The following is a 13,724-nucleotide window of genomic DNA, read 5'->3' on the forward strand; positions in this document are numbered from 1 at the left end:
TCATGCGTCACTTTCGGTGAAAACTTCATTCCGACGACGACGGATTTGCGGCGTAAAGACCAGCACCAGCACCGCAAGCGCCAGTAAAAGCAGACCGGCGCTGATCGGGCGGGTGACAAACGTGCTGGGATCGCCACGCGACAGGATCATGGCGCGGCGCAGGTTTTCTTCCAGCAAGGGGCCCAGAACAAACCCCAGCAGCAACGGGGCCGGCTCGCAGCGCAGCTTGGACAGGACGTATCCCAGCAGCCCGAAGAATGCGACCGCGTAAAGATCATAGGTATTCGAGGCGACGGAATAGACCCCGATCGAACACATGGCCATGATGATCGGGAACAGCACATAATAGGGAACGGTCAGCAGCTTGACCCACAAACCGATCAGCGGCAGGTTCAGCACCACCAGCATCAGATTGCCGATCCACATGCTGGCAATGATGCCCCAGAACAGCGTGGGCTGTTCACTGACCACATTCGGCCCCGGCACGATGCCCTGAATGATCATCGCACCGATCATCAGCGCCATGACCGGATTGGCGGGTATTCCCAGGGTCAGCAGCGGGATGAAGCTGGTCTGGGCGCCGGCATTATTGGCCGATTCCGGCCCGGCCACACCTGCAAGGGCACCTTTGCCAAACTCTTCCGGGCGGGACGACAGTTTCTTTTCAATGGTGTAGCTGGCAAAGCTGGCAAGGATTGCGCCTCCACCCGGCAGGATGCCGAGGATCGAGCCGATGCCTGTGCCGCGCAGGACCGGGCCGACCATTTCGCGAAATTCTTCCCTGTTCGGGAACAGTCGGGTGATGTTGCGGGTCATGACCTCGCGGTCATGTTCGTTTTCCAGATTGCGCAGGATCTCTGCGATGCCGAAAACGCCCACTGCCAATGCGACAAAATTCAGCCCGTCAGCGAATTGCGTCATTCCCAGGGTAAACCGTGGCGCGCCGGTGTAGATGTCGGTGCCCACCATGCCCAGCAGCAGCCCCAGCACAACCATGGCCAGCGCCTTCAGCACCGAGCCATGCGCCAGCGCCACCGACATGACGAGGCCCAGCACCATCAGGCTGAAATATTCGGCCGCCCCGAACCTCAGAGCAACTTCGGTCAGAGGCGGCGCAAAGATCGCGACCAGGAACGTGGCCACCGTGCCCGCAAAGAACGACCCAAGCGCCGCGGTGGCCAGGGCCGTGCCGGCGCGCCCCTTGCGTGCCATCTGATAGCCGTCGATTGCAGTGACCGCAGACGAGCTTTCACCGGGCATGTTGATCAGGATGGCGGTGGTCGAGCCCCCATATTGTGCCCCGTAATAGATGCCTGCCAGCATGATCAGCGAACTGACAGGCTCGAGCTGAAAGGTGATGGGCAGCAGCATGGCGATGGTCGCGGTGGCGCCGATACCGGGCAAGACCCCGATCAGGGTTCCCAGGATCACCCCGATCAAGCAGAAAAACATGTTGGCGAGCGAAGAGGCGACCGAAAAGCCCAGGGCAAGATTGCTGAACAGTTCCATGGCAGCCTCACACCCCCAACCAGGGGCCAAAGCGGCGGAACGGCAAGCCCAGCCCATAGCTGAAGATCAGCGTCGACAGGATTGTCACCAGAATGGCCAGGATCAGGGCCGGCAGCGGCCGCATGCGCCGCGAGGCCTGCGCTGCGATCAGTGTGGCCAGAAACAGCGCCGGAACAAAGCCCAGGCCCCGCACTGTCAGCCCGAAAAAGATCGGGGCCGGCAGGATGAGCAGGATGCCGCGCCAGGCGATCGGGCCGATGGGCTCGTCCTCGCGGCCCAGCGATTTCAGGGCAATCAGCGCCCCCAGCGCAAACAGCAGGATCGACAGCATCATCGGGAAGTAGCCGGGCCCCATCCGTAACGAACTGCCGATTTCGAGGTCCATGGTCTGCCAGCCGAAAAACCCGGCAGTTGCCATCAACAGCAATCCGGCGGTCAGGTCGGTCCTGTCCTTGGGTCGAGTGGTCATGATCTCCTCCCTTCAGGCGGAATGGACCCTGCACAGGGCAGGGTCCGGCCTTGCTCAGTCGGCATAGACGCCGGCAGCGGTGATGACCGGCTGCCAGCGGGCGATTTCGGCCTCGAGCCGGGATTTCAGCGCCGCCGGGGTGGCCTGATCGGCGGGCACCGGGGCTGTGCCAAGATCGGCCATGGCCTTGATCACGCCTTCATCCGCCAGTGCTTTCTGCAGCGATTGCGACAGGCGCTCGTTGATTTCGGCCGGCGTGCCTTTCGGTGTGTAGATGCCGTGCCAGATGGACACATCCAGCCCTGGCAGGCCGGATTCTGCAGCGGTGGGCAGGTCCGGAAACAGCGCCAGCCGCTCTGGCGTGGTCACGGCATAGGCCTTGATGGTGCCACCCTTGATCTGCTGGGTGGTGTTTGTGGTCTGATCGCACATGATGTCCGTCTGACCGCCCAGAAGGTCGGTCATCGCCGGACCGGTGCCTTTGTAGGGCACGGTGACCAGCGGCGCCTCCAGCGCCTGCATCAGCAACATCCCGCACAAATGACTTGCCGATCCGATCCCGGCATTCGCCAGCGTCAGCTTGTCGGCATTCGCCTTGACGTATTCGGCAAAGCCCTTGAAGTCTGCGGGTTCAAAATCCTTGCGCGCGACCACGACCATCGGCACCTCGGTCACCAGTCCGACGTAGTCGAAGGCCGACAGCGTGTCATAGGCCAGCTTGCGATAAAGCGTCGCCGAAGTTGCCATGCCGATATGATGCAGCAGCAAGGTATATCCATCGGGTTCGGCCTTGGCGACCTGACCTGCGCCCAGGGTGCCGCCGGCCCCGCCCACGTTTTCGACAATCACCTGCTGGCCCAGATCGCCCGACATCTTTTCGGCGACCAGACGCGCCACGGTGTCGGTAGGTCCGCCGGCGGCAAACGGCACAACCATGGTGATCTGCCTGCCGGGATAATCCTGAGCCTGTGCGCCGGTGGTGATGGTCAACACCGCAGCGCAGGCGGCGATGATGCTTGAACGGGTCATGATGTCCTTCCCCCCCTGATCCTTCTGCGTGGCGGCCGTAAACGGCAGCCCGGGGCACAGGATCACCCTTCCCCCGCGCTATCGCCAAAGCGGAACACAGGCCTGCGCCGGGAAAAACCCGCAGAAATGATCAAAATGGGTGGAAAAGGTTACATGGGCGCCTTGAACTGGGTGGAAATCCACCCATTCAGGTGTCATCCTCGGACGGTTCGGTGATCAGTCGACGCTCCAGACCGTATTTCTGCATCTTTTCGTAGAGGGTTTTGCGGGAAATCCCCAGCGACTCATAGACAGCCCTTAGCCGTCCGCCGTGGGCGGCAATCGCACTGGCGATCAGGCTGCGTTCGAATGCTGCGACGCGATCGGCCAGCCGGCCGCCTTCGGCGATCTCGACATCATTTCCGCCATCCAGTCCAAGGATGTAGCGCTCTGCCAGGTTGCGCAACTCGCGAACATTGCCCGGCCAGTCCCGGGCTGCCAGGTCCGCCAGCATCTCTGGCGGGGCCGGGCGCTCAGGCCGATTATGACGTGCCGCTGCCTCGCGCAACAGTTGCAGGAACAGCAATGGAATATCCTCGCGGCGCGCAGACAGGGGCGGAACATGCAGCACCGCCACATTCAGCCGCCAGTACAGATCCTCGCGGAAACTGCCTGCGGCGACCATTTGGGCCAGATCCTGCTTGCTGACGGCGATGAACCTGACGTCAAGCGGCACCGGATCGTTCGACCCCAGCCGCGTGATCACGCGCTCATGCAAGACCCGCAGCAGCTTTGCCTGAAGTTCCAACGGCATCGAGCCGATCTCGTCCAGCAACACGGTGCCGCCGCGAGCGTGCTCGAACTTGCCATAGCGCGGCCGCAAGGCACCCGGAAAGGCCCCGGCCTCATGTCCGAACAGTTCGCTTTCGATCAGGGCCTGGGGCAGGGCAGCACAGTTTATGGCGATGAAGGGGCGTGTCGCGCGCGGCGACAGATCGTGCAATGCATGTGCGACAACTTCCTTGCCGACCCCGGTCGGGCCGATGACAAGAACATCGGCATCCGATGGCCCGATGGCGCGCAAACGATGGCGCAGATCGACCATTGCCTGGGTCCGGCCCGGCAGGCGAGCCTCGATATCATCGCGCTTTCCGGCCACGGCGCGCAGCCGGCGATTTTCCAGAACCAGATTTCTATGCTCGGCGGCACGTCGGATCAGGTTCACCAGATCCTGCACCACAAAGGGTTTCTCGATGAAATCATAGGCACCGCCCCGGATGGCCTCGACCGCCAGGGCAACCTCGGCGTGACCGGTGATCAGGATGACAGGGATCTCGGGATCCATGTCGCGCAATCGCCCGAGCAGTGTCATCCCGTCCATGCCGGGCATGCGTATGTCGCTGACCACCACGCCATCGAACCCCGGACCCGCCAGCGCCAGTGCATCCTCACCCTGGGCCAGCGATTCGACGGTCATATCGGCCAGCTCCAGCGCCTGCGCAGTCGAACTGCGCATCTGTTCGTCGTCCTCGACCAGGATCACGCGCGGCTTTTTCATCGGGCAAGCTCGGCTTCGGGCAGATGTGAGGTCGCGATGGGCAGGGTGACCCTGAATTCCGCTCCGGTCCCGGGGTGGTGCAGACTGATGCGTCCGCCGAAATCGCGCACGATATTGGCGGTGATCGACAGCCCAAGGCCCAGGCCCGCACCCATGCCCTTGGTGGTAAAGAACGGATCGAAGATGCGCTCGGCAATATGCGGGGGAACGCCCGGGCCGAAATCACGCAGGCGGATCGTGACCTCGTCGCTGCCTGCATCGGCGGTCAGCAGGATGCGGCGATCGGCGCTGTCGGCCACGGCGTCGGCGGCATTGCTGATCAGGTTGACCAGAACCTGCTGCAAGCGTGTGGCGCTGGCCCGCAGGGGCGGCAGATTGTCGGGCAGATCCACCACCAGATCGGCGCCGCAGACCGTCAGGCGTGGCCCGACGATGACCCTGGTTTCGGCAATCAGTTCCGCCAGATCGACCGGTCCCAGCACCTCGTCCGGTTTTCGTGCTGCCTGACGCAAATGCGCCCCGATCGCTGCCATGCGATCGATAAGCGCCATGATCTGCGCAATATTGTCCCGCGCCCGGTCAAGCTCGCCCCGCTGGATCAGGATCGCTGCGCTGTCGGCATAGTTGCGCGCGGCCGCCAGCGGCTGATTTATCTCGTGCGAGAGCGAGGCCGACATCTGTCCCAGGGCCGCCAGCTTGCCCGCCTGAACCAGGCTGTCCTGAGCCGCGCGCAGTTTGGCCTCGGTCGCGCGGCGTTCGGCAATCTCCTGCTGAAGCTTGCTGTTGACGCGCGCCAGATCGGCGGTGCGCGCCTCGACCCTGCGCTCCAGCTCGGCCGTGGCATAGGCTTGCATTGCCTGACGCTCTGCGGCTTGCAAGCGCCGCTGGCGCCACATCAACCCGGCAAAGCCCGCCGCCCAGATCAGCAACAGCGCAGTTGTCACGACCAGACGCGCCTGAGCGCGCATCTCGGCCGTGTCCAGCAGCACGTGCAAACTCCACCCCGCATCCGGGATGATTTCCGATGCCACCAGGTATTCGCGCGTGCCGTTGGTGTCGGTCAGGCGCCACAGGCTGGCCCCATGGCGTTCAAGGCGTTGCAACGGCAGTTCTGTCAGCACGGTGTCGGCATAGCGACGCGAACCTGCACTGCGGCTGCGTCTTTCTTCGGTCAGGGACAATGTGCCCTTGTAGCGCCATTCGGGCCGCGAGGACAGGAACACCACGCCTTCCGGATCGGTGACCAGCACACGGTATTCGCCCCGGTGCCAGGCCTGCTCGAAACGGTCCACACCGATCTTGACGGCGACCACCGCGGCAATGTGGCCGGAATCGTCCCAGACCGGGGCCGAGAAGTAATAGCCGCGAATCCCCGAGGTGGTGCCAATGCCGTAAAATCGTGCCGTTTGCCCGGCCATGGCATCGATGAAATACGGCCGATAGCTGAAATTCTGACCGATGAAGCTGTTCGGGCCGCGGAAGTTGGAATGGGCGATGGTTTCCCCGTCGGGCAGGATCACATAGATGTCCGCCGATTGCAGAGCGGCATTCTGCCTGGCCAGCCACCGGTTCGCCCGATCACGCAAGCGGCTGTCCTGCGGATCGACCGCCAGTTTCCGGATCAGCTCCATCTGGCCGACCAGTTGCGGCACCATCTCGTAACGGGCCAGATCCGCCTCAAGCGCATCGACCGTCAGACGCAACGCCGTTTCGGCCCGGCCGGCACCCTGGCCGTAAGCCTGCCGAAATGCCAGGTAGCCCACCGCCCACAGCGCCAGCCCAAGGCTGGCCAGTCCCAAGACCAGCGTCAGCCATTTTCTTGAATATGCTTTAGGAAACGCAGTCATATGCCTGTATTTCCGTGAATATTCTCTGCCTAGCGCCATTTGGAATGCACGACCTGAGCCAGCGTGCCAGTTTGCGGTCAGGCGCGCAATAGACGCCAGAGGCGCAGCCGGCTATGATCACGACAATCAAGCACTTGCCCGACCTCGTCGGGGCTGCCAAGCTGCGCACAGTGCTGCGGACCTGCTGCCGCAATCGGGCAGGGACTGGGCAAGGGGGATGCAAGGATGCAGAATCGCCGTCCTGTCTGTCGCCGGGGCCCCGTGTTCACCGCCATCGCCGCGATATTTTGGCGAAATGTCTTGCAACTTTCGTCATTCCGCAGCGTCAGCCTGTCAAATTCACCTGTCGACACGTCAGAGGGCTTGACCCATCCGGCAGAACTTCGGCATCACGGTCACAGAATAAAACTAGACATGGGAGGTAATATGTCGGTTCTTTCCACCCGCCTGCTGGCGGCTTCGGCCTTTGCGCTGATGGCGGCCGCGCCGCTGCACGCCAAGACCTTCGTCTATTGCTCGGAAGGTTCGCCCGAAGGTTTCGACCCCGCGCCCTATACCGCCGGCACCACCTTCGATGCCTCGGGTCATGCGATCTACAACCGCCTGGTCCAGTTCAAGCCCGGCACCACCGAAATCGAGCCGGCACTGGCCGAAAGCTGGGAGGTGTCCGAGGACGGCCTGACCTATACTTTCAAGCTGCGTCAGGGGGTCAAGTTCCATTCGAACGACAAGTTCACCCCGTCGCGCGATTTCAACGCCGATGACGTGATCTTCAGCTTCGAGCGTCAGGCCAAGGCCGACAACCCCTGGCACCAGTATATCGCCGGCATCACCTACGAATATTTCTCGTCGATGGAGATGGACAAGCTGATCAAGTCCATCGAAAAGGTCGACGACCACACCGTCAAGTTCACCCTCAACCAGCCCGAGGCGCCATTCCTGGCCAACGTGGCCATGCCCTTCCTGTCGATCGTCAGCAAGGAATATGCCGACACGCTGGAAAAGGCGGGCACCAAGGAGGATCTGAACAACGCGCCTATCGGCACCGGTCCGTTCAAGTTCGTGGCCTATCAGAAGGACGCGGTGATCCGTTACCAGAAGAACGCGGATTACTGGGGCGAAGCACCCAAGATCGATGATCTGGTCTTTGCCATCACCCCGGATGCCTCGGTGCGGTTGCAGAAGCTTAAGGCTGGCGAATGCCACCTGATGCCCTATCCGGCACCCGCCGATCTCGCGGAAATCAAGGCCGATCCGAACCTCAAGCTGGATGAGCAGGCCGGGCTGAATGTGGGCTACCTGGCCTATAACACCACCGTCGCCCCCTTCGACAAGCCGGAAGTCCGCAAGGCCCTGAACATGGCCATGGACAAGAAGGCGATGATCGAAGCCGTCTATCAGGGCAGCGCCGAAGTGGCGAAAAACCCGATCCCGCCGACGATGTGGTCCTATAACAACGCGGTCGAGGATGACAAATACGATCCCGAAGCCGCCAAGAAGATGCTGGAGGATGCCGGCGTCAAGGATCTGACAATGGAAGTCTGGGCGATGCCGGTGCAGCGCCCCTACATGCCCAATGCCCGCCGCGCTGCCGAAATGATCCAGAGCGACTTCGCCAAGATCGGGGTCAAGGTCGACATCGTGTCCTATGAATGGGGCGAATACCTGAAGAAATCCATGGAGGAAGGCCGCAAGGGCGCCGTCATCCTGGGTTGGACCGGCGATAACGGCGATCCGGACAACTTCCTTTCGGTTCTGCTCAGCTGCGCCTCGGCCCAGCCGGGCGGAGCCAACCGTGCCTTCTGGTGCAACCAGGAGTTTTCGGACCTGATCGCCAAGGCCAAGGCCAGCTCGGACCACGACGAGCGCGTGAAGCTGTATGAAGAGGCGCAGGTCATCTTCAAGAAGGAAGCGCCCTGGGCGACCCTGGCCCATTCGACGCAATATGTGCCGATGCGCAAGGAAGTCAGCGGCTTCGTCCAGTCGCCGCTTGGTGACTATACCTTCGATACTGTCGATCTGGCCGAGTAACCCTCGGGGACGTCAACTGCGGCCGTGCGCGGGCAAAACCCCGCACGGCCCTTTTCGATCGGGGTCCGATGCTACGCTTCATCCTCACCAAACTGCTTTATCTGATCCCGACGATGCTGGGGATCACGCTGGTCGCCTTTGGCTTCATCCGCCTGCTGCCCGGCGATCCCGTGCTGCTGATGGCGGGGGAAAGGGGCGTTTCCCCCGAACGTTATGCCGAGATTTCGGCACAATTGGGCTATGACAAGCCGATCTGGCAGCAATACCTGCATTATCTGGGCAACCTTCTGCAAGGCGATCTGGGCCATTCGCTTGTCACCAAGAAGCCGGTGCTTGCAGAGTTCCTGACACTGTTTCCGGCCACGGTCGAACTGGGGCTGGTGGCGATCCTGCTGGCCACGCTGATCGGTGTGCCGGTGGGCGTGATCGCTGCCATCAAGCGCGGCTCCTGGTTCGATCAGATCTCGATGACCGGGGCGCTGGTCGGCTTTTCGATGCCGATCTTCTGGTGGGGTCTGCTGCTGATCATCCTGTTCTCGGGCATCCTGCAATGGACCCCGGTGTCGGGGCGGATCAGTCTGATGTATTTCTTTCCGCCGGTCACCGGCTTCATGCTGATCGACAGCCTGCTGTCGGGGCAGAAGGGGGCATTCGGCTCGGCCGTCAGCCATCTGATCCTGCCTTCGATCGTGCTGGCGACAATCCCGCTGGCCGTGATCGCCCGGCAGACACGTTCGGCCATGCTCGAGGTGATGGGCGAGGATTACGTGCGCACCGCGCGCGCCAAGGGGCTGTCGCCTGCGCGCGTGATCGGCGTGCATGCCCTGCGCAATGCGATGATCCCGGTCATCACCACCATCGGCCTGCAGGTCGGGGTGCTGATGGCCGGCGCGATCCTGACCGAAACCATCTTTTCCTGGCCCGGCATCGGCAAGTGGATGATCGATTCGATCAGCCGGCGCGACTATCCCGTGGTGCAGTCGGGCCTGCTGCTGATCGCCGCGATCGTGATGATCGTCAACCTGATCGTCGACCTGACCTATGGTCTCATCAACCCGAGGATCCGGCACAAATGAGCGATACGACCGTCAAGCTTTCCGATGCGGCCATCCGCCGCCGGATGCTCAGGGAATTCTGGTTCTATTTCAGTCAGAACCGCGGCGCGGTAGTGGGGCTGATCGTTTTCCTGCTGCTGGTCCTGACCGCCTTGCTGGCGCCGCTGCTGGCGCCGCATGACCCGACACAGCAATACCGCGACGCGCTGCTGGTGCCGCCGATCTGGCAAGAGGGAGGGCGCGCCGGGTTCTGGCTGGGCACCGACGCCGTCGGCCGGGACATGCTGTCGCGCCTGATCTATGGGGCACAATACTCGCTCTTCATCGGCATCGTGGTGGTGGCCATTGCCCTGACCGGCGGCATCATCATCGGCCTGGTCGCAGGTTTCTACGGCGGTTGGGTCGATACCGTGATCATGCGGGTGATGGATGTGGTGCTGGCCTTTCCCTCGCTGCTGCTGGCGCTGGTGCTGGTCGCGGTGCTGGGGCCAGGGCTGACCAATGCCATGATCGCCATTGCCATCGTCTATCAGCCGCATTTCGCCCGGCTGACCCGTGCTGCCGTGATGTCGGAAAAGGCCCGCGAATACGTCAGCGCCGCCAAGGTCGCCGGGGCCTCGAACCTGCGGCTGATGGTCAAGACCATCCTGCCCAACTGTCTGGCGCCGCTGATCGTGCAGGCCACGCTGAGCTTTTCCAGCGCGGTGCTGGACAGCGCGGCCCTGGGTTTTCTGGGCATGGGTGCGCAGCCGCCGGCCTCGGAATGGGGCACCATGCTGGCCGAGGCGCGCGAATTCATCCTGCGCGCCTGGTGGGTGGTGACCTTTCCCGGCCTGGCCATCCTGGTGTCGGTGCTGGCCATCAACCTGATGGGCGACGGCCTGCGCGACGCGCTTGACCCCAAGCTGAAGCGGAGCTGACCATGGCGCTTCTGAACATCCGCAACCTGACGGTGCGCTTTGCGACCTCGACCGGCAGCTTCACCGCTGTGGACGGCATCGACGTGCGCGTGGACAAGGGCGAGGTGCTGGCCATCGTCGGCGAAAGCGGCTCGGGGAAATCCGTGTCGATGCTGGCGGCGATGGGGCTGTTGCCCGACACCGCCACCGTGACCGCCGACGAGATGAGCTTTGACGGCCAGAACCTTTTGCGGCTGACGCCCGCGCAGCGCCGCCGCATCATCGGCCGCGAGATCACGATGATCTTTCAGGAACCCATCGCCTCGCTGAACCCGTCCTTCACCACCGGCTACCAGATCGAGGAGGTGCTGCGTTTCAACGCCGGCATGTCGCGCCGCGCGGCGCGGGCACGGGCGCTGGAACTGTTTCGTCAGGTCGGCATCCCCGAACCCGAGGAAAAGCTGAAAAGCTATCCGCACCAGATGTCGGGCGGGCAGTGCCAGCGGGTGATGATCGCCATGGCCATCGCCACCAATCCCCGCCTGCTGATCGCCGACGAACCGACCACGGCGCTGGATGTCACCATCCAGAAACAGATCCTGGACCTGCTGATGGATCTGCAGGAGCAGACCGGGATGGCGTTGATCCTGATTACCCATGACATGGGCGTGGTCGCCGAAACCGCCGACCGCGTGCAGGTGCAATACAAGGGCAGGAAGATGGAAGAAGCCGACGTGCTGTCGCTGTTTGAAACGCCGCAGCATCCCTATACCCGCGCGCTGTTGTCGGCGTTGCCCGAAAACGCCACCGGTGACCGTCTGCCCACGGTCAGCAGTTTTCTTGTCGAGCCCGAGGTGAAGCCATGAGCGTTGTCGAAGGCCGCAACATCATCCGCGACTATCACGTCCCCGGCTCGCTCACCCGGGCGGCCAAGACCGTGCGCGCGGTCAAGGGCATCAGCTTTTCGGTCGATCGCGGGCAGACGCTGGCGATCGTGGGCGAATCCGGTTCGGGCAAGTCGACGCTGGCGCGCATCATCGCGCTGATCGATCCGGCCTCCGGCGGCGAGTTGCTGATCGAGGGCAAGCCGGTCGACATTTCCCGCGGCAAGCTGGACCGCACCATGCGCTCGAAGGTGCAGATGGTGTTCCAGAACCCCTATGGCTCGCTGAACCCGCGCCAGAAGATCGGTGACGTGCTGATGGAGCCGTTGTTGCTCAACACCGATACCCCGGCCGCCGAGCGTCGCCGCCGCGCCGAGGAAATGCTGGTCAAGGTCGGCCTGCCGGCCGAGGTGTTCAACCGCTATCCGCACATGTTCTCGGGCGGCCAGCGTCAGCGCATCGCCATTGCCCGGGCATTGATGCTGAACCCGACCTTGCTGGTGCTGGACGAGCCGGTTTCGGCGCTGGATCTGTCGGTGCAGGCGCAGGTGCTGAACCTGCTGGCGGATCTGCAGGACGAATTCAATCTGGCCTATGTGTTCATCAGCCACGACCTGTCGGTGGTGCGTTACATTGCCGATGACGTGCTGGTGATGAACCGGGGCGAGGCGGTGGAACAAGGCAGCCGCGAGGAGGTCTTTGCCAACCCGCAGCATCCCTATACACGGGAACTGTTCGCCGCCACACCGGTCACCGATATCGAGGCGATCCGCGCCCGCGTTGCCCGGCGTCAGGCGCTGCGCCGCGCCCCGGCCCGGCTCGGGGCGGTCTAGGGGGCAAACCCTTCCGGCACCGGGTCGGCATAGCCATGCACCTGACCGCGCCAGTCGCGGATCAGGTAGCGGCCCGGACCGTCCGGGGTCAGGTAATCGGGGCCCAGCGGCACCTTGCCATGCCCCCCCGGCAGATCCAGCACATAGCTGGGCAGGCAGGTGCCCGACATCCGGCCACGCAGCGCGGCCATGATCGCCTGGCCTTCGGCGATGGTGGTGCGGAAATGGCCCGTGCCGCGGGCCAGGTCGCAGTGATGCAGGTAATAGGGCTTGACCCGGTTGCGGATCAGCGCCCGAAACAGACTTTCCAGTGTGGCGGCATCGGCATTGACGCCGCGCAGCAGCACCGTCTGCGACAACAGCGGGATGCCGGCATCGGCCAGTCGCGCCAGCGCCGCACAGGCATCGGCTGTCAGTTCCTGCGGATGGTTGGTGTGCAGCACCACCCAGACCGCCAGCCGCCCCGGCCGCAACGCGGCCAGCATCGCGCTGTCGATCCGGTGCGGCGCCACCACCGGCACACGGGTGTGAAAGCGCACCAGATCCAGATGCGTGATGTCCTGCAACCGCGCCATCAGCGCCGTGATGCGCCGGGCCGAAAGCACCATCGGATCGCCGCCGGTCAGGATAACCTCGTGAATGGCCGGGGTGCGGGCGATATAGTCCAGCGCCGCGCTCAGCTGTTCGGGGGGCAGGGTGCCTTCGTCGCCAACCACCTCACGTCGAAAACAGAACCGGCAATAGACCTCGCAATTGCGGGTCATGTGCAGGATCACCCGATCGGGATAGCGATGGGTCAGGCCGGGCACCGGGCTGTGCGGCAGGTCGCCGATCGGATCGGCCAGTTCCTCGGGGCGGATGTCCAGTTCGCGCGGGTCGGGGACGAATTGCGCGGCAATGCCGTCGCCGGCCGTCTGGATCGCCCCACGCATGGTGGCGGTGATACGGATGCGGAACTCGGACGCGACCTGTTCCAGCGCCTGCCGCTTGTCTGCGGGCGCAAGTCCGGCGGCGATAAGGTCAGGGACCGTGGTCAGGGCAGGGCGGTTCAAGCGGGCCTCGGGTCTGGCAAGGTCGGCCTTATCCACCGCCCGGGCCGCCATGGCAAGGGCATCACAGGCATCGGGCCAGTTGTTCCAACTGCTCTGCCGCCTTGCCCCAGCCGTCGTGGAAACCCATGGCTTCGTGTTCCAGCAGGGTTTGCCGGTCCCAGTGCATGGCGCGCGCGACATAGCGGGTGGTGCCGACGCCTTCGGGGCTCAGCCCGATATGGGCCACCATGAAGGCGCGGCCGGAGGGCACCCAACCCGGTTGCAGGGCGTCGGTAAAGACCAGCTGACGCTGCGGTTCGACCGCCAGCACCACGCCGGTGCTGGCATGTTCCTGCCCGTCGGGCCCGGTCATGACGGTGTAAAATTCGCCGCCGGGGCGCAGTTCCAGCCGCACGTCGGTCAGCCGCCATGGCGGCGGGCAGAACCAGTGCATCATTAGCGCCGGCTCTGTCCAGCATCGCCAGAGCAGATCGGGCGACACCCTCAGCACGCGTTCAAACGTCAGGACATGGGCGGGCGCGGCTGGCTCCATGGCACGTCCCTTGCGACAAGAGGGGCTCCTGAAATTATATTGCAAGA

At 63.5% G+C, this 13,724-nt stretch carries 12 protein-coding genes; 5 read left to right on the forward strand and 7 right to left on the reverse strand.

Features of this window, described 5'->3' with window-relative positions; translation table 11 throughout:
- From GB880_RS14565 to GB880_RS14585, 5 genes are all read right to left on the reverse strand, one after another.
- Positions 1 to 1,509 (reverse strand): tripartite tricarboxylate transporter permease, encoded by a 1,509-nt coding sequence (locus tag GB880_RS14565; protein WP_154489727.1) that lies wholly within the window; start codon positions 1,507 to 1,509, stop codon positions 1 to 3.
- Between the two features lie 7 nt (positions 1,510 to 1,516).
- The gene (locus tag GB880_RS14570) at positions 1,517 to 1,978 is read right to left on the reverse strand and encodes a tripartite tricarboxylate transporter TctB family protein (protein WP_154489728.1); all 462 of its coding nucleotides are present in this window, start codon (positions 1,976 to 1,978) and stop codon (positions 1,517 to 1,519) included.
- A 54-nt stretch (positions 1,979 to 2,032) separates the two neighbouring features.
- Positions 2,033 to 3,007: a tripartite tricarboxylate transporter substrate-binding protein gene (locus GB880_RS14575; protein WP_154489729.1), complete on the reverse strand. Its 975-nt coding sequence runs from the start codon at positions 3,005 to 3,007 to the stop codon at positions 2,033 to 2,035.
- 187 nt (positions 3,008 to 3,194) lie between these two features.
- A complete protein-coding gene (locus tag GB880_RS14580; protein ID WP_154489730.1) occupies positions 3,195 to 4,544 on the reverse strand; it encodes a sigma-54-dependent transcriptional regulator in 1,350 nt (449 codons plus the stop codon).
- Positions 4,541 to 6,391, reverse strand: a complete 1,851-nt coding sequence (locus GB880_RS14585) for a sensor histidine kinase (protein ID WP_154489731.1) — start codon at positions 6,389 to 6,391, stop codon at positions 4,541 to 4,543. Before GB880_RS14585 ends, GB880_RS14580 begins: the two co-directional genes overlap by 4 nt.
- A 426-nt stretch (positions 6,392 to 6,817) precedes the next feature.
- On the opposite strand from GB880_RS14585, the gene GB880_RS14590 reads away from it, so the two are divergent.
- The 5 genes from GB880_RS14590 to GB880_RS14610 all read left to right on the forward strand — a co-directional run bounded on the left by GB880_RS14590 (position 6,818) and on the right by GB880_RS14610 (position 12,093).
- Complete coding sequence (locus tag GB880_RS14590; RefSeq protein ID WP_154489732.1) at positions 6,818 to 8,422, forward strand: ABC transporter substrate-binding protein; 1,605 nt, start codon at positions 6,818 to 6,820, stop codon at positions 8,420 to 8,422.
- Positions 8,423 to 8,490: 68 nt separating this feature from the next.
- The gene (locus GB880_RS14595) at positions 8,491 to 9,498 is read left to right on the forward strand and encodes an ABC transporter permease subunit (RefSeq protein ID WP_154489733.1); all 1,008 of its coding nucleotides are present in this window, start codon (positions 8,491 to 8,493) and stop codon (positions 9,496 to 9,498) included.
- Positions 9,495 to 10,397, forward strand: coding sequence for an ABC transporter permease subunit (locus GB880_RS14600; RefSeq protein ID WP_154489734.1), 903 nt, complete (start codon positions 9,495 to 9,497; stop codon positions 10,395 to 10,397). Before GB880_RS14595 ends, GB880_RS14600 begins: the two co-directional genes overlap by 4 nt.
- Positions 10,398 to 10,399: 2 nt before the next feature.
- On the forward strand, positions 10,400 to 11,242 hold the full coding sequence (locus tag GB880_RS14605) for an ABC transporter ATP-binding protein (RefSeq protein ID WP_154489735.1): 843 nt from the start codon (positions 10,400 to 10,402) through the stop codon (positions 11,240 to 11,242).
- Entirely contained in the window at positions 11,239 to 12,093 is an 855-nt protein-coding gene (locus GB880_RS14610; RefSeq protein ID WP_154489736.1) for an ATP-binding cassette domain-containing protein, read from the forward strand. The genes GB880_RS14605 and GB880_RS14610 overlap by 4 nt, the downstream gene beginning before the upstream one ends.
- Here GB880_RS14610 and GB880_RS14615 read toward each other — a convergent pair.
- Together GB880_RS14615 and GB880_RS14620 are read right to left on the reverse strand one after the other, a co-directional pair.
- Positions 12,090 to 13,196 (reverse strand): lysine-2,3-aminomutase-like protein, encoded by a 1,107-nt coding sequence (locus GB880_RS14615; protein ID WP_195841215.1) that lies wholly within the window; start codon positions 13,194 to 13,196, stop codon positions 12,090 to 12,092. The genes GB880_RS14610 and GB880_RS14615 overlap by 4 nt on opposite strands.
- Before the next feature lie 10 nt (positions 13,197 to 13,206).
- Positions 13,207 to 13,677: an SRPBCC family protein gene (locus tag GB880_RS14620; protein WP_154489738.1), complete on the reverse strand. Its 471-nt coding sequence runs from the start codon at positions 13,675 to 13,677 to the stop codon at positions 13,207 to 13,209.
- Between the last annotated feature and the right edge of the window lie 47 nt (positions 13,678 to 13,724).

The sequence above is a fragment of the Paracoccus sp. SMMA_5_TC genome (genome assembly GCF_009696685.2).
Lineage (GTDB): Bacteria > Pseudomonadota > Alphaproteobacteria > Rhodobacterales > Rhodobacteraceae > Paracoccus.

Bases quoted from the DNA above. Each gene is read 5' to 3' on its own strand.
- GB880_RS14565 (WP_154489727.1), bottom strand. From the start codon at position 1,509: ATGGAACTGTTCAGCAATCTTGCCCTGGGCTTTTCGGTCGCCTCTTCG.
- GB880_RS14570 (WP_154489728.1), bottom strand. From the start codon at position 1,978: ATGACCACTCGACCCAAGGACAGGACCGACCTGACCGCCGGATTGCTG.
- GB880_RS14575 (WP_154489729.1), bottom strand. From the start codon at position 3,007: ATGACCCGTTCAAGCATCATCGCCGCCTGCGCTGCGGTGTTGACCATC.
- GB880_RS14580 (WP_154489730.1), bottom strand. From the start codon at position 4,544: ATGAAAAAGCCGCGCGTGATCCTGGTCGAGGACGACGAACAGATGCGC.
- GB880_RS14585 (WP_154489731.1), bottom strand. From the start codon at position 6,391: ATGACTGCGTTTCCTAAAGCATATTCAAGAAAATGGCTGACGCTGGTC.
- GB880_RS14590 (WP_154489732.1), top strand. From the start codon at position 6,818: ATGTCGGTTCTTTCCACCCGCCTGCTGGCGGCTTCGGCCTTTGCGCTG.
- GB880_RS14595 (WP_154489733.1), top strand. From the start codon at position 8,491: ATGCTACGCTTCATCCTCACCAAACTGCTTTATCTGATCCCGACGATG.
- GB880_RS14600 (WP_154489734.1), top strand. From the start codon at position 9,495: ATGAGCGATACGACCGTCAAGCTTTCCGATGCGGCCATCCGCCGCCGG.
- GB880_RS14605 (WP_154489735.1), top strand. From the start codon at position 10,400: ATGGCGCTTCTGAACATCCGCAACCTGACGGTGCGCTTTGCGACCTCG.
- GB880_RS14610 (WP_154489736.1), top strand. From the start codon at position 11,239: ATGAGCGTTGTCGAAGGCCGCAACATCATCCGCGACTATCACGTCCCC.
- GB880_RS14615 (WP_195841215.1), bottom strand. From the start codon at position 13,196: ATGGCGGCCCGGGCGGTGGATAAGGCCGACCTTGCCAGACCCGAGGCC.
- GB880_RS14620 (WP_154489738.1), bottom strand. From the start codon at position 13,677: ATGGAGCCAGCCGCGCCCGCCCATGTCCTGACGTTTGAACGCGTGCTG.